The 18,258-nt window shown below is 76.0% G+C and carries 13 protein-coding genes, 1 pseudogene and 1 riboswitch; of the genes and pseudogenes, 5 read left to right on the top strand and 9 right to left on the bottom strand.

All coding sequences use genetic code 11. The features are described from left to right. Positions 1–174 precede the first annotated feature (174 nt). Positions 175–1,113 (bottom strand): EamA family transporter, encoded by a 939-nt coding sequence (locus tag ACIRRH_RS12485; RefSeq protein WP_403065736.1) that lies wholly within the window; start codon positions 1,111–1,113, stop codon positions 175–177. A gap of 141 nt (positions 1,114–1,254) precedes the next feature. On the opposite strand from ACIRRH_RS12485, the gene ACIRRH_RS12480 reads away from it, so the two are divergent. Both ACIRRH_RS12480 and ACIRRH_RS12475 read left to right on the top strand, forming a co-directional pair. Next, positions 1,255–1,764, top strand: coding sequence for a MarR family winged helix-turn-helix transcriptional regulator (locus ACIRRH_RS12480; protein WP_403065733.1), 510 nt, complete (start codon positions 1,255–1,257; stop codon positions 1,762–1,764). 123 nt (positions 1,765–1,887) lie between these two features. Next, complete coding sequence (locus tag ACIRRH_RS12475; RefSeq protein WP_403065730.1) at positions 1,888–3,594, top strand: SMI1/KNR4 family protein; 1,707 nt, start codon at positions 1,888–1,890, stop codon at positions 3,592–3,594. 305 nt (positions 3,595–3,899) lie between these two features. Here the strand turns inward: ACIRRH_RS12475 and ACIRRH_RS12470 are convergent, their stop codons facing one another. After that, positions 3,900–4,562: a class I SAM-dependent methyltransferase gene (locus ACIRRH_RS12470; RefSeq protein WP_403065727.1), complete on the bottom strand. Its 663-nt coding sequence runs from the start codon at positions 4,560–4,562 to the stop codon at positions 3,900–3,902. A gap of 357 nt (positions 4,563–4,919) precedes the next feature. Next, positions 4,920–6,113: an FAD-dependent monooxygenase gene (locus ACIRRH_RS12465; RefSeq protein WP_403065725.1), complete on the bottom strand. Its 1,194-nt coding sequence runs from the start codon at positions 6,111–6,113 to the stop codon at positions 4,920–4,922. 131 nt (positions 6,114–6,244) lie between these two features. Between ACIRRH_RS12465 and ACIRRH_RS12460 the strand changes: the two genes are divergently transcribed. Further along, positions 6,245–6,844: a TetR/AcrR family transcriptional regulator gene (locus ACIRRH_RS12460; protein ID WP_403065722.1), complete on the top strand. Its 600-nt coding sequence runs from the start codon at positions 6,245–6,247 to the stop codon at positions 6,842–6,844. 102 nt (positions 6,845–6,946) lie between these two features. On the opposite strand, the pseudogene cpt reads toward ACIRRH_RS12460, so the two are convergent. The 6 genes and pseudogenes from cpt to ACIRRH_RS12430 all read right to left on the bottom strand — a co-directional run. Continuing rightward, positions 6,947–7,474: pseudogene (gene cpt / locus ACIRRH_RS12455) on the bottom strand (chloramphenicol phosphotransferase CPT); the annotation flags it as partial. 141 nt (positions 7,475–7,615) lie between these two features. Continuing rightward, on the bottom strand, positions 7,616–9,004 hold the full coding sequence (locus ACIRRH_RS12450; RefSeq protein WP_403065720.1) for a cobyrinate a,c-diamide synthase: 1,389 nt from the start codon (positions 9,002–9,004) through the stop codon (positions 7,616–7,618). Positions 9,005–9,014: 10 nt separating this feature from the next. Beyond that, positions 9,015–9,620: a cob(I)yrinic acid a,c-diamide adenosyltransferase gene (cobO, locus tag ACIRRH_RS12445; protein WP_403065717.1), complete on the bottom strand. Its 606-nt coding sequence runs from the start codon at positions 9,618–9,620 to the stop codon at positions 9,015–9,017. A 3-nt stretch (positions 9,621–9,623) separates the two neighbouring features. Next, positions 9,624–11,732 (bottom strand): putative cobaltochelatase, encoded by a 2,109-nt coding sequence (locus ACIRRH_RS12440; protein ID WP_403065714.1) that lies wholly within the window; start codon positions 11,730–11,732, stop codon positions 9,624–9,626. Positions 11,733–11,814: 82 nt separating this feature from the next. After that, the gene (locus ACIRRH_RS12435) at positions 11,815–13,353 is read right to left on the bottom strand and encodes a cobyric acid synthase (RefSeq protein ID WP_403065711.1); all 1,539 of its coding nucleotides are present in this window, start codon (positions 13,351–13,353) and stop codon (positions 11,815–11,817) included. Continuing rightward, on the bottom strand, positions 13,350–14,342 hold the full coding sequence (locus tag ACIRRH_RS12430) for a cobalamin biosynthesis protein (protein WP_403065708.1): 993 nt from the start codon (positions 14,340–14,342) through the stop codon (positions 13,350–13,352). Before ACIRRH_RS12430 ends, ACIRRH_RS12435 begins: the two co-directional genes overlap by 4 nt. A 107-nt stretch (positions 14,343–14,449) precedes the next feature. After that, a riboswitch (cobalamin riboswitch) is annotated at positions 14,450–14,583 on the bottom strand. Positions 14,584–15,113: 530 nt separating this feature from the next. Here ACIRRH_RS12430 and ACIRRH_RS12425 point away from each other — a divergent pair. Next, complete coding sequence (locus tag ACIRRH_RS12425) at positions 15,114–16,220, top strand: alpha/beta hydrolase family protein (RefSeq protein WP_403065705.1); 1,107 nt, start codon at positions 15,114–15,116, stop codon at positions 16,218–16,220. 655 nt (positions 16,221–16,875) lie between these two features. Beyond that, a complete protein-coding gene (locus ACIRRH_RS12420; protein ID WP_403065702.1) occupies positions 16,876–18,201 on the top strand; it encodes a hypothetical protein in 1,326 nt (441 codons plus the stop codon). Positions 18,202–18,258: the final 57 nt, after the last annotated feature.

Raw genomic sequence — 18,258 nt, 5'->3', positions numbered from 1 at the left:
CCGGCTGCGGTCGGTGTCGGCGTGGCCGTGAGTCCCGGCGGTGTGCGGAGTGGCTGCGCCCCCGCCCGGTTCCGCCGTCGCCGTGGCCCGTCCGGTCTCCCGTGGTCGACCGCCGTGCACGTCTGCGCCCCGCCGAGACGGAGTCGGCGGGGCGCGGGTGTCCGGGGGCGCTGGTCAGCGCGTGGCGGCCGGTTCGGGGCGGGGGACGGGGGTCGGGGCGGCGGCGGGAGCAGGCGCCGGAGCCTGAGCCTGGGTGCGGCGGGCGGGGGCCTGGCCGGCGAGCATGGCGGCGAGGGCGAGGAGGAGGCCGAGGAGCTGCCAGGGGGTGAGGGTCTGGCCGAGGACGATGAGGCCGCCGAGGGTGGCGACGACCGGGTTGATCAGGCCCAGGAACGAGGCCGGGCCGGCGCCGAGGTGTTCGATGCCGCGGAACCAGAGGAAGTAGCCGAGGGCGGTGCCGATCAGGCCGAGGTAGGCGAAGCCGGCCAGGTTGGCGGCGCTCAGGGCGGGCGGCGCGCCCTCGACCACGGCGGCGAGCGGGACGAGGAAGACCGAGCCGGCCAGGAGCTGCCAGGCGGTGAGGTCGAGCAGGGTGGCGCCCTCGGGGCGGCCCCAGCGGCGGGTGAGGACGGTGCCCATGGCCATCAGTGCGACCCCGGCGACCATCGCGGCGATCCCGATGCCGTCCAGTCGCGCGCCGCTCTTGAGCACCAGCAGGGCCACTCCGCCGACCCCGACCAGGCCGGCGATCACCGCCCGCCGTCCGGGCAGCACCCGCAGCACGCCGATCGAGAACCCGGCGACGAGCAGCGGCTGGATCGCCCCGATGGTGGCGGCGACGCCGCCGGGCAGGCGGTAGGCGCCGACGAACATCAGCGGGAAGAACAGCCCGATGTTGAGCATCCCGAGGACGGCCGCGCGCCCCCACCAGCGCCCCTTGGGAAGTCGGCGGCCGATCAGCAGCAGGAGCAGCCCGGCGGGGAGCGCGCGGAGCGCGGCGAGCAGCAGCGGGCGGCCCTCGGGCAGCAGCTGGGTGGTGACGAGGTAGGTGGTGCCCCACGCGGCCGGGGCGAGTGCGGCGGTGGCGGCGATCGCTGCGCGCTTGCGGTCCATGACGTCCCCCTGAACGTTGATTATGTGAACGTTGAGATACTTTCTACGCCCGGGATCGGAGAACGTCAAGTATGTGAATGTTAAGATATCTGCGTTGGATGAAAACGGCTTCGGACAGACGGCTCCGGGAGGGCGGCGGGCATGCAGCAGCGCGACACCGTGGACGACATCGTCGAGCAGTGGGCCCGGGCCCGCCCCGACCTGGACGCCGGACCCATGGCGCTGATCGGCCGGCTGCGACGGCTCAACGTCCGGGTCGACAACGCCCTGCGCGAGTACTTCACCACCCGCGGCCTGGACTCCTCCGAGTTCGACGTGCTGGCCACCCTGCGCCGCTCCGGCGAGCCGTACGAGCTCAACGCCCGCGCGCTGCTCAAGTCCGCGATGGTCACCTCGGGCGCCATCACCAACCGGGTCGACCGGCTGTCCGCCAAGGGCCTGGTCGAGCGCAACCCCTGCCCGACCGACCGCCGGGCCGTCCTGGTCCGCCTCACCCCGGCCGGCAAGGAGCTGATCGACGGCGCCCTGGCCGGTCACGTCCACAACGAGGAGCGCATCCTCTCGGCCCTCGACGCGGACGAGCGCACGCAGCTCGACGCCCTGCTGCGCAAGCTCCTCGTCGCGCACGGGGACACCGAGCCGCTCCTCTGACCCGGGGCCGGCGCCCCTGGGCTCGGCGCGGCTCCCCGGAACCGGGGCCGGCCCCGCGCCCGCGGTCGTTGTCGGTGCCTCCCGGCAGGCTGTCGCGCAGCACGGCACAGGAGGGGCGGGGCGATGACCGAACCAGTCGGACAGGCCGAAGAGGTCGAAAGGGTCGAAGGGGTCGAAGGGGTCGAAGGGGTCGAAGGGGTCGAAGGGGTCGAAGGGGTCGAAGGGGTCGAAGGGGTCGAAGGGGTCGAAGAGCCGGTGATCGTTGCGGCGGCGCGGCAGATCGCCGAGGGCATCGTCGCCGCGGCGCCCGAGGGCTGGACGGAGGCCGTGCTCGCCGCGTCGGCGGGCCCGGGCGGCCTCTCGTACTCCGGCGACTACCTCGTTCCCGGTGCCGCCGGTCGGGGCATTCCGGTGCAGGCGCCCTTCGGGGAGCTCTACCTGCTGTCCGAGGGCGTCCGGCAGGCCCGCAGCTGGCAGCGGATGACCCTGGAACTGCGCTGCCGCCCGTCCGGGGAGCACGAACTGATCGTGTCCGACGACTCGCTCAGCAGCCTGCGCTCCTCCGGGGACGGCTTCCTCGCCGTTCTGGACGACGACTACCGGCTGCCCGAGCCCGGCGCCGACCAGGAGCCCGGCACCGCCGCCCCGGCCGGAGACCCGGCCCTCGCCGTCGCGCACTTCCGTGCCCAGCTGGAGCGCCGCGCCGCCATCCTCGGCCGCCCGGACCGGCTGCCGCCGCCCGCCTCCCACAGCGCGATCGAGGCGGTCGAACGCCGCCTCGGCCACGCCCTGCCCGCCGACCTGCGGGCGCTCTACCGGATCGCCGACGGCGACGAGGTCGACGGCCGGCAAGGGCACCTCGTCGGCGGCTACGGCTGGCTGTCCCTGGCGGGCATGGCCGCCGTCCACGAGCACCTGAGCGTCCCCGCCTGGTTCGGCTGGGACCTCGGCTGGAACGGGGTCGTCCTCGACGCGGACCCGCCGGAGACGGTGCGCCGCTGCGGCGGACACCCGGCCTGGCTGCCGTTCGCCACGGGCAGGGACGGCAACTACCTCGCCGTCGACCTCGCCCCGGCCCGCGACGGCCGCCCCGGCCAGGTGATCCGGATCGGCCGCGACCACGACGCGGGTCCGCAGTACGTCGCCGAGTCCGTCACGGCGCTGTTCGGCCGCTACGCGGACCAGCTGGCGGCAGGCGCCTACGAGGCCGAGGAGGAGTGGATCGGGCTGACGGGCGGGGCGTTCGGCGCGGGGGCGCCCGGCCGACGGGAGATCATCGGCGCGATCCCCGCCACCGTCCCGTCCGGCCTCCAGGCGCTGCACGTCAACGACGCGACGGGCCCCGTGGACCTCTCGCCCCTCGCGGCCGCGCACCGGCTGCGGCGGTTGCACCTCAACCGCTCGGTGACGGCCGACCTGTCGCCGCTGCGCGAGCTGCCGGTGGAGTCCCTGCGGGTCACCCTGGCGGGCGGCGACCTGACCGCGTTGGCGGGTCACCGCACGCTCCGGACACTGGAGTTGGCGACACCGGCGGCGGAGGGCCCGGCGGCGGTCGACCTCTCCGTGCTGCGGGCGGTGCCGAACGTGCGCGGCCTGGACGTCTCCGGCGCCGCCGTCCGCGACCTGACCGTCCTGGCGGACCTCCCCGAACTGCGCTACCTCGCGCTCAACGGCCGCCAGTGGGCGGAGCTCTCGGCGGCCGGCAAGATCCCGGCGGGCCTCGCCGCCGTCCGCCTCGCCGAGCGCGAGGCCCCGATGGCCCAGGCGCTGGCCTGGGCCGCCGGGTTCGGCCTCGACACCGGGGGCGCCCTTCGCCTGCGGCTGCGCTGACGGGGCGGTGCGGCGGGCCGCGTGCCCGGCGGTGTCCCGGCCGCGTTGTTCCCTGCGGAAGCCCAGCGGGGGGGGAGAGGGCCCGATGAAAGAGAAGGCCCCGAGGGACATCGCCGCCCGCCCCGCCGCGTCTGCCTGGACTGCGGGGAGCCGGCCTCCTCCCGGCCCCGGCCGACGGGCGTGAGGACGTTTCCATGGGCGCGGTGGCGATCTCCACACGGCTGCGCTGCGCCGCCTGCCACCGGTCCGACCCGCTCGACGGCGCCTTCGGCAGGCGCGCCCGACGCGGACGCCCGGCAGGCCGCTCAACGGCGGGCGACCAGCGCGTACCGCTCGTCGTCCACCGATCCGCCCCACAGCTCGGCCTCCCCGCCGAGCGGCTCGACCCGAAGCTCGGACACCAGCGGACGGACGGCTGCCGCGAGTTCCTCCGCCCCGACCCCGCCGCCCCACGGCAGCCGCCCCGCCCCGGTCGCGTACGGCGAGGCGGCGGCCTGCCCGGCCTCGCGCCAGCGGCCCTCGACCAGGACGAGCCGGCCGCCGGGCCGCAGCAGCCGCACCCAGGCGCGCAGCGCCCGCTCGGGCTCGGGGAGCGTCCAGAGCAGGTGGCGCGACAGCAGCACGTCGAAGCTCCCGTCCCCGACCGGCGGTGCGCTCGCGTCTCCCACCAGGAACCGCGCCGTCAGGCCCGCCGCGACCAGCTTCGCCCTGGCCCGCCCGACCATCCGCGGCGCCAGGTCCAGCCCCGTCACCCGGTGCCCGTCCGCCGCGAGCAGCAGCGACAGCGACCCGGTGCCGCACCCGACGTCCAGCACATCCGCCGCTCCGCCCGGCACCCAGCCCCGCACCCGCCGCAGCCACGCCGCCCGCACCGGTTCCTCCCGCAACCCGTGGTCGGGCTCCTCGTCGAAGGCCGCAGCGGCCGCGTCCCAGTACTCGGTGATGGCCCGACGGCCGGCGTCACTCATGGCGCGCATCATCGCAATCCCCACCGACACCGGCAGCCCGGTGGCCGAACGGCGATTGACGTGCGGAACGTGTTCCGAACTGCCGTCGAGGCGCTCCGGGCGAAGCCGTTGGCGGGGCGGAACCCCGACGGCCGGCACCGACTCCGGGGGCGCCTCGCGACCCGGTTCTTCGGGGGGCCGAGCTGCCGCAGTGGGAGTACGAGGTGACCGCCGGCGGCAGGGTGCGGTACGGGGTGGATGAGGCGGCCCGCACCGTTCACTTCATCCACGCCTCGCGTCGGCATCCGAACGACGCCGACGCGTAGCCCCCGCGGCCGGACTGCCGTGGTGCGCCTGCTCGGCGGACGGCAGGTCCCCTCACCCCACCCCGCCCAGGGCCGGCGGCCGCCAGTTGTACGTCGGGGCCGAGCGGCTCAGCAGGGCGCGGGCGGGGAGGAGGCCGGCGAGGGTGAGCGCGGCGGTGCGCAGGCCGGTGGCGACGGGGGAGCGGAGGGCGACGAGGTCGCCGATGCGGCGGGAGCCGGCGACGACGGCGGTGGTGCGGGGGAGCCGGGCGGCGGTGTAGGCGGGCAGGGCGGCGGCCGGGTCGGTGCCGGGGGTGAGCAGGGAACCGAGGACGAGGGCGTCCTCGATGGCCTGGCAGGCGCCCTGGCCCTGGAAGGGGCACATCGCGTGGGCGGCGTCGCCGAGGAGGGCGACCCGGCCGTGGTGGTGGGCGGGCAGCGGGTCGGCGAGGTCCCAGACGTCGTGGCGCAGGACGCGCTCGGGCTCGGCCAGGGCGAACAGCTGCGGTACGGGGGCGCACCAGTCGCCGTACCGGCGCAGGAGTTCGGCCCGCTCGTCCCCGTCGGCGGCCCGCTCACCGGCCGGGGCGAGGGCGGCGCCGTAGACGTAGACCCGGCCGTCGGCGAGCGGGACGATTCCGGCGAGCTGCCCGCGGCCCCACACCTCGCCGACGGCGGCCGGGCGGCGGTCGGGGGTGACGACGGCGCGCCAGGTGGTGAAACCGCTGTAGCGGGGGCCGGGGTGCCGGGGGAAGAGCAGGCCCCGGGTCGCGGAGCGGATGCCGTCGGCGGCGACGACCAGGCCGGCCGTCTGCTCCCCGTCGGTGGTGCGGACGACGGCGGGCTCGGTGGCGCTGCCGGGGGTGACGACGGTCGCGGGCGAGCCGGTGCTGACGGTGCCCTCCGGGAGCGCGTCGACCAGGGCGGCGATGACGTCGGCGCGGGCGACGGCGGCGATGGTGTCGCCGAAGTAGGCCTCGAAGACCGAGGTGCTGGTGCGGGCGAGCCAGCGGCCGGAGGGGTGGCGCAGGCCGACTGCGGGGTGCGGGGTGGCGAGGGCGCGCAGGCGCTCGCCGACGCCGAGCCGGTCGAGGGAGCGCAGGGCGTTGGGGGCCAGAGCGAGCCCGGCGCCGACGGGTTCGAGGGAGTCGGCGCGCTCGTGGACGCGTACCGGGACGCCCTGCCGGTGGAGGGCGAGGGCGGCGGTGAGTCCGCCGATGCCGCCGCCGATGACGATCGCTTGCTGCCTGCCCTGTGGGCTGTCCATGAGGGGGCTCCTCTCCTCGCACTACATCCGTAGTGTGCGCCTGTTCGGCACCGTACTACAGATGTAGTTCGCTGGACACTACTGCTGTAGTAAATTGGGATCGCCCGAGGGGAAAGGCCATGATCGGACCCATGACGCCCCCGCGCCCGACCCTGATCGCCGACGCCGCCATCGCCCTGATCGCCGAGCGCGGCCTGCGCGGGCTGACCCACCGCGCCGTGGACGAGGAGGCCGGCCTGCCCGCCGGTTCGACCTCCAACCTCGCCCGAACCAGGGCCGCCCTGCTCGAACTCGCGCTCACCCGGATCGTCCGGCGGGAGACCGAGGACTACCCGTTCCTCACCGTGGAGCCTCCCGCCGCGGCGCCGCCCAGCCCCTCCTCCGCGCGGGACATCCTCGTCCGGGTCGGCGCCGCCCTGCTGCACCAGGCGCTCACCAGCGGCCGCCGGCTCACCCTGGCCCGCCTGGAACTCGCCCTGGAGGCCACCCGGCGGCCCGAACTGCGCGCCGTCTACGACCGTCTGGGCGGGCGCTTCGCCGACATCGCCGCCGTGCTGCTCGCGCAGTGCGGCTCGGCGGACCCGACGGCCGACGCCCGCCGTCTGATCCGCTGGTGCGACGGAGTGCTGTTCAACGCGACGGCGGGCAGCGGGCACTGGCACGTCCCGGCGCCCGAGGAACTGCGCGACGAGGTGGCGCGCTACCTCGCCGCGCTGCTCGACCGCGAGTAGCCCGCGGGGCTACGAGGCCGCGTCGGCCCGCACGTGGGCCTGTACGTCGGTCTGGACGCCCGCCTGGACGCCCACCTGCGCGCCCGACGAGCCGCCGGCCGGCACCCGCGCGGTCACGGCCCGGGCGCAGACCGCCGCGGACGCCCGTGAGCTGTCCACCACCAGGTCGTACGTGACCCCCTGGTGCACCGCCTCCGCCTGCGCGGCGGCCATCCCGGCCACCCGGTCGCCGCGCGCGGCCTCCCGCTCCGCGGCCACCGCCGGATCGCAGCGCACCCCGACCCAGAGCACGTCCAGGCCCTCCAGCGCCGCCCGCCACCGGGCCTGCGAAGCGGCGCCGCCGAGGAACACCTCGTCCACCACGATCCGGGCCCCGGCCCGGGCCATCGCCGCCACCCCGATCGTCCAGGCGGCGTCCAGCGCGGCGAAGACCGGGCCGACCTCGACCGTGCCGTCCCCGTCCTCCAGCCCGCCGATCCCCTCGCCGCCACCGCGCAGCGACGGCGGCAGCGCGTCGACCATGGTGTCGGCCCCGATGTGCAGCCACGGCTCCGGCAGCAGCTCCTGCAGGCACCGGGCGATGCTCGACTTGCCGGAGCTGGACCCGCCGTTGAGGACGATCACATGCATGCGCGGAGCATAGAGCCGGACACCCGGCGGCGTCGCGGTGTTTCCCGGGAGGGCCGCCGCCGAGGCCGGAGCTGAGAGCTGAGAGCTGAGAGCCGAGAGCCTCAGGGCCGGCGCCGAGAGCGCCGAGGCCGGAGCCGTGAACTACGCGGCCCCCGCCGTCCCCGTCGCCCCCGCCGCGAAGTTCGCCGCCGCGGCCGTGAAGGAGGACGCCAGCGTCGGCGCGCCCGCCCAGTGCAGGTGCAGGTAGGAGGCGTGCACGTTGCCGCCCGCGAAGCCCTCGGTGCGGGGACCGGTCGGGAGGCGCCAGCCCCAGGCGGGGAGTTCGCTCGCGCCGGGGTCGCAGACCGTGCGGTGGAACTCGTGGCCGCGCAGCCTGGTGCCGGCCGGGGCCAGCGGGGAGTCGTGCAGGGCGACCGCCTCCCGGTAGCCGAGGGTGAGCCGTTCGGTCATCCGGGCGTCGGTGGCCAGCACGCCGCACATCGGCAGGCCGTCCAGCTCCCGGCCCAGGTAGAGCAGCCCGGCGCACTCGGCGGCGATCGGCCCGCCCGCGGCGGCGAACGCGGCGATGGCGGCGCGCAGCGGGGCGTTGCCGCTCAGCTCGCGGACGTACAGCTCCGGGAAGCCGCCGCCGATCACCAGACCGGCCGCGCCCTCGGGCAGCGCCGAGGCGTGCAGCGGGTCGAACGGGACCACCTCCGCGCCCGCTGCGCCGAGCAGTTCGGCGTTCTCGGCGTACGAGAACGAGAAGGCCGCGCCGCCCGCCATCGCGATCCGCGGCCGGCCGGCCACCGGGGTGACCTCGGCCGACGGGTCCCACGCCTCGGCATCCAACGCCGGTGCCGTCCGGGCGAGTTCGAGCAGGGCGTCCAGGTCGACCGAGGAGGCCACCAGTTCACCCATGTCGGCGACCGCCTTGAGAGCCTCCGCCGAGCGCTCCACCGCCGGGATCAGCCCGAGGTGGCGGGACGGTGTGGCGACCGCCGCGGAGCGGCGCAGTGCGCCCAGCACCGGTACGCCGGAGCCCTCCTCCAGTGCCTCGCGCAGGAGCTGCTCGTGCCGGTCGGAGGCGACCCGGTTGAGGATCACCCCGGCGAGCCGCACCTGCGGGTCCCAGGAGGCGAAGCCGTGCACCAGCGCGGCCACCGAGCGGGACTGCGAGGAGCCGTCCACCACCAGCACCACCGGCGCCCGCAACAGCTTGGCGACGTGCGCCGTGGACGCCAGCTCCCCGCGCCCGGAAGCCCCGTCGAACAGCCCCATGACGCCCTCGACCACCGCGACGTCCGCCCCCGCCGCGCCGTGCAGGAACAGCGGTGCGATCCGCTCCGGACCGCACATGAAGGCGTCCAGGTTGCGGCCCGGGCGTCCGGCGGCGAGCGCGTGGTAGCCCGGGTCGATGTAGTCCGGGCCGACCTTGTGCGGCGACACCGCCAGCCCGCGGGCGGCGAGCGCCGCGATCAGGCCGGTGGCGACGGTGGTCTTGCCGGCGCCCGAGGAGGGCGCGGCGACGACGAGGCGGGGGATGTTCACGTGCGCAGGCTCACCACTCGATACCGCGCTGGCCCTTGCGGCCGGCGTCCATGGGGTGCTTGACCTTGGTCATCTCGGTGACCAGGTCGGCGAATCCGGCCAGCGCCTCGGGCGCGTACCGGCCGGTGATGACGACGTGCTGGCTGCCCGGGCGGTCCCTGAGCACGGCCACCACCTCGTCCGGGTCGACCCACCCCCAGTGCATCGGGTAGGTGAACTCGTCCAACACGTAGAAGCGGTAGGTCTCGGCCGCGAGGTCCCGCTTGACCTGCTCCCAGCCCTCCTTGGCCGCCTCCTCGCTGGACATCTCCTGCTCGGCGGAGCGCTGGATCCAGGACCAGCCGGAGCCCATCTTGTGCCAGTCGACGGTGCCGCCCTCGCCGGAGGCGCCGAGCACGCGCAGCGCGTTCTCCTCGCCGACCTTCCACTTGGCGGACTTCACGAACTGGAACACCCCGACCGGCCAGCCCTGGTTCCAGGCCCGCAGCGCCATGCCGAACGCGGCCGTGGACTTGCCCTTGCCCGGGCCGGTGTGCACGGCGGTGATCGGCAGCGTACGGCGCTGGCGGGTCGTCAGGCCGTCGTCGGGAACGCTCTCGGGGACACCCTTGGGCATGGGTCAGGCCGCCTTTCGCATGGTGGTCGCACGGTTCTCGCGGACGGTCGTGGGACGGTTCTCGCGGACGAGCGAGGCGACGCCCTCGGCGCGCAGCTCGTCCAGGCTGACGGCGGTGCCGCCGAGCAGCCCGGCCAGCGTACGGGCCAGGCCCAGGCGGACCGGGCCGGACTCGCAGTCCAGCACCACGCTCGCCGTGCCCTGCGCCGCGAACAGGGCGGCCGCGCGCTGCGACCGGGCGAGCGCGTCCCGCCCGCCGGTGGCCCGGCCGTCGGTCACCACGACCAGCAGCGGGCGCCGGTTCGGGTCACGCAGCCGCTCCACCCGCAGCACCTCGTGCGCGCGCAGCAGGCCGGCGGCCAGCGGGGTCCGCCCGCCGGTGGGCAGCGACTCCAGCCGGGCCGCGCCGACCTCCACCGAGGAGGTGGGCGGCAGCGCCAGCTCGGCGCCCGCGCCCCGGAAAGTGATCATGCCGATCTTGTCGCGGCGCTGGTAGGCGTCCATCAGCAGCGACAGCACCGCACCCTTGACGGCGGTCATCCGCTGCCGGGCGGCCATCGAGCCGGAGGCGTCCACCACGAACAGCACCAGGTTGGACTCCCGCCCCTGGCGGACCTGTTCGCGGAAGTCGTCCTTGTTCAGCACCAGCGCCCGGCCGCTGCGCCCGCGCGCGGCCTGGTGCGGCGCGGCGGCCTGGAGGGTTGCGGTCAGGTGCAGCCGGCCGAGCGCGCCCTGCGGGCGGCGCGCGCGGATGGTGTGCCCGCCGGTGGTCTCGGCGGGGGAGCGGCGGCCCTGGGCGCCGTGCCCGGTGCCCCGCACGGTGAACAGCCGGGTCCGGTACGGGTCCCCGGCCGCGACCGGCGCCGACTCCCGTGCGGGGGAGGGATGTTGGGCCGGTACGGGCGGCTGGGCGGGCTCCCCGGCACTCTCGCCGGCGGACACCTCGGGGCCGCCGTCGGACGGTTCGGGCGCGCCACCGCCGTCGGGGCCACCGCCGTCGGGGCCGCGCCCGTCCGGACCGCCGTCCTCCGGGCCCCCGTCCGGGCCGCCGTCGCCGTCCGGGCCGGGTCCGTCGCCCTCGGGCTCCGGGGCCTCCTGCTGGGCGTGCTCCTCCAGCGTCCGGTCCAGCTGCTCCTCGTCCAGCCCCGGCGCGTCGAAGGGGTTGCGGCGGCGCCGGTGCGGCAGCGCCAGCTGGGCGGCCTTGCGGACGTCCTCCTCCAGGACCTCGGTGCGCCCGTCCCAGGCGGCCAGTGCGACGGCGGTGCGGGCCATCACGATGTCCGCGCGCAGCCCGTCCACCTCGAACGCGGCGCACACGGCGGTGATCTGACGCAGTGCCACATCGGTCAGCTCGACCCTGGGCAGCAACTCCCGGGCCGTGGTGATGTGTTCGGCGAGCGCCCGCTCCTCCTCGGCGAACCGTGCGGCGAAGCCGGCCGGGTCCGCGTCGTACGCGAGGCGGCGGCGGACCACCTCGGCGCGCTCGGCCGGGTCCCGGGTGGCGGCGATCTCGACGGTCAGACCGAACCGGTCGAGCAGCTGCGGCCGCAGCTCGCCCTCCTCCGGGTTCATCGTGCCGACCAGCAGGAACCGGGCCGCGTGCCGCACCGACACGCCCTCCCGCTCGACGTAGGAGCGGCCCATCGCGGCGGCGTCCAGCAGCAGGTCCACCACGTGGTCCTGGAGCAGGTTCACCTCGTCGATGTAGAGCACGCCGCGGTGCGCCCTGGCGAGCAGCCCGGGCTCGTACGCCTTGACGCCCTCGGCCAGCGCCCGCTCCAGGTCGAGCGAGCCGACGATCCGGTCCTCGGCCACGCCGACCGGCAACTCGACCAGCTGGGAAGGCCGTTCGGCGAAGGACGGGGAGACGTGCGGCCCGTCCGGGCACTGCGGGTCGGGCGCGGCCGGGTCGCAGGCGAAGCGGCAGTCGTCCACGGCGGCGATGACCGGCAGCAGGCCGGCCAGCGCGCGCACCATGGTCGACTTCGCGGTGCCCTTCTCGCCGCGCACCAGCACGCCGCCCACGGCCGGGGAGACCGCGTTCAGCAGCAGTCCCAGCCGCAGGTCGGCCATGCCGACGATCGCGGTGAACGGATAGCGGACGTCACTCATGCCGTACCCCACTCCTGTCGTGCCCGGCTCTGCGGCCCTGCTTGGCCCTGCGGTCCCGTCCGGCTCTGCTGCCGTACCCGGTTCATGCGTCACTCCCAGGGGCCCCGGGCGGGACGAACGGCAGCGATCCGGCCGCCGGCACTCCGCCCTCGATCAGCTTCCACAGCGCGTCGGTGTCCGCGTGCTCCTCGATCAGGTCGCCCAGCCGGTCCAGCCGGGCCTCGCGCGCCGCGGCGAAGGAGGTGTCCGGCGCCGGGACGAACGCCCGGCCGGACAACTCGGCGACCTCGCGCAGGAGTTCGCGGCGGAACCCGTCGTTCTCCAGCACGCCGTGCCAGGTCGTCCCCCAGACCGAGCCCACCCGGCAGCCGTCCAGACTCCGCCCGTGGCCGTCGGAGACGAACGTGTCGCCGCCTTCGACCGCCACCACCCCGTGGTGGATCTCGTAACCCTCCACCCGCTGCCCGTACGCCTCGCCGACCGGCCGTGCCAGCACCTTCTCGATGCCGAACCGCACGTGCGTCGGCAACAGGCCGAGGCCCTCCACGGCACCCGACTTGGACTCGACCTCGTCCACGATCGAGTGCGCCAGCATCTGGTAGCCGCCGCAGACCCCGAGGACCGGCAGCCCGGCCGCCGCCCGCGCCTTCAGGGCCGGCTCCAGGCCGCGCTCGCGCAGCCAGGCGAGGTCCGCGACGGTGGCCCGGGTGCCGGGCAGCACCACCAGGTCGGCGTCGGCCAGCTCCTCCGGCCTGGTCGCCCAGCGCACCAGCACGCCCGGCTCCTGCGCGAGCGCGTCCACGTCGGTGAAGTTGGACAGCCGCGGGAAGCGCACCACGGCCACCCGCAGCACGTCCGCGCCGAGCGGCCCGGGCCCGTCCGCCCGGTCCACCACCGTGGACAGGTCCAGCGAGTCCTCGGCGTCCAGCCAGAGCCCGGGCAGCATCGGCAGTGTGCCCAGCACCGGACGGCCGGTCAGCTCGTGCAGCATCTCCAGCCCGGGTGCCAGCAGCCGCGCGTCGCCACGGAACTTGTTGACGAACCAGCCCGCCACGTGCCGCTGGTCCTCCGCCGACAGCAGCGCCAGCGTCCCGTACATCGCCGCGAAGACTCCGCCGCGGTCGATGTCCCCGACCACCACCACGGGCAGTCCGGCGGCCGTGGCCAGGCCCATGTTGGCGATGTCGCGGTCGCGCAGGTTGATCTCGGCGGGCGAGCCCGCGCCCTCGCAGACCACCACGTCGTAGCGGCGGCGCAGGTCGGCCAGGCACTCCAGGGCGCGCTCCAGCAGAACGGGCTTGCGCTCGCGGTAGTCCAGCGCGCCCACCTCGGCCACCGGCCGGCCGAGCAGCACCACCTGGCTGCGGCCGTCCGCGCCGGGCTTGAGCAGCACCGGGTTCATCGCCGCCTCCGGCTCCACCCGGGCGGCCTGCGCCTGCATCGCCTGGGCGCGGCCGATCTCGGCGCCGTCGGCGGTGACGAAGGAGTTCAGCGACATGTTCTGCGCCTTGAACGGCGCGACCCGTACGCCCTGGCGGGCGAGCCAACGGCAGATCCCGGCCGTCACCACGCTCTTGCCCGCGTCCGAGGTCGTCCCCGCGACCAGCAGCGCGTTCGTCATGCCCATCCCCTCTTCCCCAGGAACGTCCGCAGCAGGACGTGCCCCGCGACCGTCGTACCCAGCGCCAGTGCGCCCACCCGCCGGGAGAGCGCGCAGGCCCGCTCGATGTCGTCCACCGTCACCGGCCGCAGCTCCGCGCCCAGGACCGGCCGGTGCTCGATCCGCTCGCCGTACCGCAGCGTCCCGCCCAGCCGTACGCCGACCGCGCCGGCGAACGCCGCCTCCGCCTGGCCCGCGTTCGGGCTCGGGTGCGCGGAGCCGTCGCGCCGCCAGACCCGCCAGGCCGTCCGGGGCTCGGGCGCGGCGGCCACCGTCAGCAGCGCCGTCAGCCGGGCGCCCGGCCAGCCCGCCAGGTCGTCCAGCCGGGCCGAGGCCCAGCCGAACCGGGCGTGGCGCGGCGAGCGGTGGCCCACCATGGCGTCCAGGGTGTTCACGGCGCGGAAGGCCAGCAGACCGGGGGTGCCGGCCAGGGCGCCCCAGGTCAGCGCGTTCACCACGGCGTCGGCGGTGTTCTCGGCCACCGACTCGACCACCGCCCGGGCGATCTGCTGCCCGTCCAGCGCGCTCGGATCCCGCCCGCACAGGTGCGGCAGCCGCTCCCGGGCGGCCGCGAGGTCGCCCGCGGCCAGCGAGCGGCCGATGGTGCGCGCCTCCCGGGTCAGCGAGGTGCCGCCGAGCACCGTCCAGGTCGCGGCCGCCGCCAGCGCCGCCCGGCCCAGCGGGCGTCGGCCCACCGTACGGTCCAGGGCGAGCGCGCCCGCCGCCACCGCGCCCACACACAGTGCCGTGTACCCGGCCCCGGCGCCGCGGTCGTCGCGCCACAGCCGCCGCTCCAGCCGGGTCGCGACGCTGCCGAAGACGGCGACCGGGTGGCCCCGGCGGGGGTCGGCGAAGCGGGCGTCGGCGGCGTAGCCCGCGACGGCGCCGAGCGCGAACGCGGCGGCGCGGGTCAGCGGGCGCGGAGGAGGAGAAGGTGCGGGCGGGGTCATCGGCGGCACGGCGGAAGGCAGCTCGGAGTCCGGCGGGGCGGGGCAGCCTGCATCGCGTGCGTGTCCTCACTCAGGGTCCGCGCCCTGGATCGACGTGACGGGGGCGAGAGTCTCCTGGCTTCCGGGTCGAACGCACCCCCGGAGCCTTCCAGCGGCCGTCGACGGCCCGCCGTGGCGATGTTCCGAGCGTGCTCCCCGGTGACAGTGGCGGGACCGCGCCGGACTTCCACCGGCTTCCTCTCCATGCCTCCGTTTGGCCCCAGGATCCCATCACGGGCCCGAACCGGGAGTCAACCGAGGTCACGGAGGGGTTGGTCACACGCGGGCGCCGCCGACTGACACCTTGTGGGATCGCCCGGTGCTGCACCGGCCCGGGGACGGGGCCTGTCCCTTGGATCCTTGCCGGGCCCGCGACGCGCCCCCGGCCGTCGTCGGCCGGGAGGCGCCCCCACCTCCGCCTGGCGATGCCCCACCCCGACGCCGCGGTCCGATCCGACAGAATCCGAGAGACAGGACCCGGGCCGCTTCGTGCGTTCGGCGGCTGGGGCCGCATCGCACGCCACGCCGACCGTTCGGTGGCACGCTCCGCAGAAGCCATCCGTCCGCCCCACCGTCGACTCCTTCACCGCCCGCTTCCGGCCTCATCCTCGGCACCGTCGGGTCGCTGCCGAGGTCACCCGGACGGCCTAGCCCGGTGGCCGGGCGGGCGGGGCGCCGGTGGACTGGTGCTCGAACACCGTCCGGTCCGTGACCAACAGAGCGGGGAGCGAAATGCGATGGGGAACCGCCGCCGTCGTGGCGGCCGCAGCGGTCGGGGCCGCCGTGCTGGTGATCGGCCGTCGGGCCTCCGAGCGGATGGTCCGTCCGGCGACCGTCGTCCAGGAGTCCGGTCCGCTCCTGGTCCACAGCCTCGCCCCCGGCCGGGTCACCTTCACCCGCGGCCCCGAGAGCCTGCGCCCCGGCCGCTGGGCGGTCGAGTGGGCGGACGGCGGGCACGCGGTCGTCGAGGAGGTCCTGCACAGCGACGAACGGGGCGTCACCCGCCGCCTGGTCCGCGCCGACCGGGGCACCCTCACCGCCGGCACCGAGGTCCGCCTCACTCCCCGGGTCCACCTCGGCGACCCCACCGAGGCGCTCGGCCTCGCCTTCGCCGACACCGTCGTCGAGGGCGAACTCGGCGCGCTGCCCGCCTGGCATCTCGACGGCAAACGCGGCACCTGGGTGATCCTGGTGCACGGCCCCGAAGCCGACCGCCGGCAGACCCTCCCGGTGCTCCCCGTGCTCGACCGGCTCGGCCTGCCCGCCCTCGCCGTCACGTACCGCGGCGACCAGGGTGCCCCCGCCTCCCCCGACGGGCTCAGCCACTTCGGCGAGACCGAGTGGCGAGACGTCGAGTCGGCGGTAGGGCTGGCGTTCGACAGCGGTGCGGGCGCGGTGATCCTCTACGGCTGGTCCCTCGGGGCGACCATGGTCCTCCGGACGGCGGCCCGCTCTGCCTGGTCGCACGCCGTCCGCGGGCTGATCCTCGACTCGCCCGTGCTCGACCTCCCGGCCTCTGCCCGCCGGGACGCCGCCCGGGCCGGCTTCCAGGGTGTCGCCGCCGAACTCGGCGCCCTCGCCGCCGAGGGCCGCACCGGCGTCGACCTCGCCGACTTCGGCCGCATAGCCGAGGGCACCGACCTGCGCGTGCCCACCCTCCTGCTGCACAGCCCCGAGGACCGGATATCCCCCTTCGGCAGCGCGGAGAAGCTGGCTGCCGCCCGCCGCGACGTGGTCAGCCTGCAGGCGTTCCCCGGCGCCGACCACGCCACCCTCTGGAACACCGCCCCCGACCACTACACCGAGATCCTCCGCCGCTGGCTCACGCCGCTGCTCTAGGCCCCCCCTGACCGTGCGGGCGGTTTCGGCCGGGCCCCATCCGGTTTTCCTGCGGGGAATCCGCCGTCCACGAATGAACGTTTCTGCCATTCCTCCGGGCATGCGCGAGAAGTCGGCCGGTCCGACTTCTCATGCAGCACGACCCCGCCACCCTGCCCGCCATCCGTCCGGATTCGGGCTGGACAGTCCCGCTGGAAGTCGGCGGAGCGGATTCCCCGCGTGAAAAGCCCCCTGCCGTCAGGGGCAACAATTGGACCGACCCCTTACCCCCGCCCGTACGCACGGTGATCGGGCGAGCATTCCCGGCGACCGGGGTGGCGCCGGTGGCATGGTCAGGTCACACGTTTCCGGCCAGGCGGTTTGCCGCTGTTGCCCGGTCTTGCGGAGGTGCCGCCACCGGTCGCCCGGTCGTACGGACAACCGGATGTGACAGAAGGCCGGTACAAGGGGAAGACTGCTCGACGTGACGTCTCGGAACCCGCGCGACCGTGATGCCCCGCTCCCGCCGACGATCGGTACCGGTGCGACGGTGACCCGTCTCCCCGGAACGGCCCACCGGCCCGCCGGTGGCAGGCCGGGCGGGGCGGGTGTCCCCCGTAACGGAGTACCCCGGCGACGAGGGCCCGCTCCGGCTCCCGGGCGGGGCCGGGTTCCCGTGCCGGAGGGCTTCCCGGCACCCGCCGAGCTGGCGCCGCTGGCCCGACGGATGCTGGTGGACGCCGTCCGGGTCGCCCGCTGGGCCGGCGAGCTGGCCGAGGTCGACAAGCGCGGTGAGCTGCTCCCGGAGGACGCCCGCGCGGCGGGCCGGGCACTGGCCATGACGGTCGGCGCCGCCGCCAAGGCGTGGGGGCAGGCGTTGCTGGTGGGCCTGGTGGAGGCCCGTGACGGCGGAGCCGGCCCCGGCTGGCGGCTGCACGCCTGGGAGCACGACGACGAGGCCGTGGTGCGCGGCTGGTCGGCGCTGTTCGACGCCTGGACCCTGCTCGCCCCGGTGCCGCCCGCCGCGCTGCGCGGTGTGTTCGCCGTACTGGCCGGGCAGGCCGTGGACCAGGCACCGCAGCTGCTCTCCTTCCTGCACCTGGTGGACGGTCCGGTCGCCGAGAGCGAGCTGCTGGAACTGCTGCGCCGTGGCCTGGACGAGCGCCGGGTCGGCGCAGGCCTCGGCGGACCGGGCCTGTCGCCGGTGCCGCACGCGGCCTCGGCCGTTTCCGCCGTCCGGGGCACCTGCCGCGCGCCGCAGATCGACACCCCGGCCGCGCCCTCGGACGTGGCCGCCGTCCTGGACTGGATGCTGGACGGCCTGGCGGCCGTCGGCGCCCTGGTGCGCAGGAACGATGCCGCGGAGCTGTCGCCGCTCGGCCACTGGGCGGTGCGGGCGAAGCTGGAGGAGATCTGCACGGTCGCGCAGACCGCGGCCGGGCACATCGAGCAGAGCGCCTTCGAGCTGCTGAACGCCTGTGCGGACTACTCGCCGGGCCCGGCCCGTGCCGAGTTCCGGGCCTGGGTCGCGGCCCGACCGGCGGACCGGGCGGTGGGCGAGCTGCTGGATGCCGCGCAGGGCGACGACGCGCTGGTGCGCGGGCTGGCCTTCGAGGCGCTGCGGGTGGCCGGCGGTCCGGCCGAGCAGGCGGTGCGCGCGGCGGTGGACGAGCCGGTGCTGCGCCCCTACGCACTGCTGTGGCTGGCGGAGCGCGCGGACGAGGGCGTCTCCCCGGCGGACGTGCTGGGCGCGGAGGACGCGGCCTGGCTCTGGGTGGACACCGCGGCCGCGGTGCTCGACCACGGCGAGACCGAGCTGCTGGTGGGCCACGTCGAGGGCGCCTCGGCGGGCGACCCGGTCCGGCTGTTCGCCCGGGCCCGGCAGTCCGGGCACCCGCGGGCGGCCTCGGTGCTGACGGCGGTCTCGGGCGTGCACCCGGACCCGGGCGTGGCCCGGGCGGCCCGCCGCTCGGCGTTCAGCGTGCACACCGGTGGTGCCTGACTTTTATGACAATTGCGGAAGAGCTCGGAGTCCGCAGCGACGGCGGATCCGGCGTCC

Origin of the sequence: Kitasatospora sp. NPDC101235, from assembly GCF_044767505.1 — a bacterium.
Classification (GTDB): domain Bacteria; phylum Actinomycetota; class Actinomycetes; order Streptomycetales; family Streptomycetaceae; genus Kitasatospora.
This window is presented reverse-complemented; position numbering and strand designations above follow the sequence as displayed.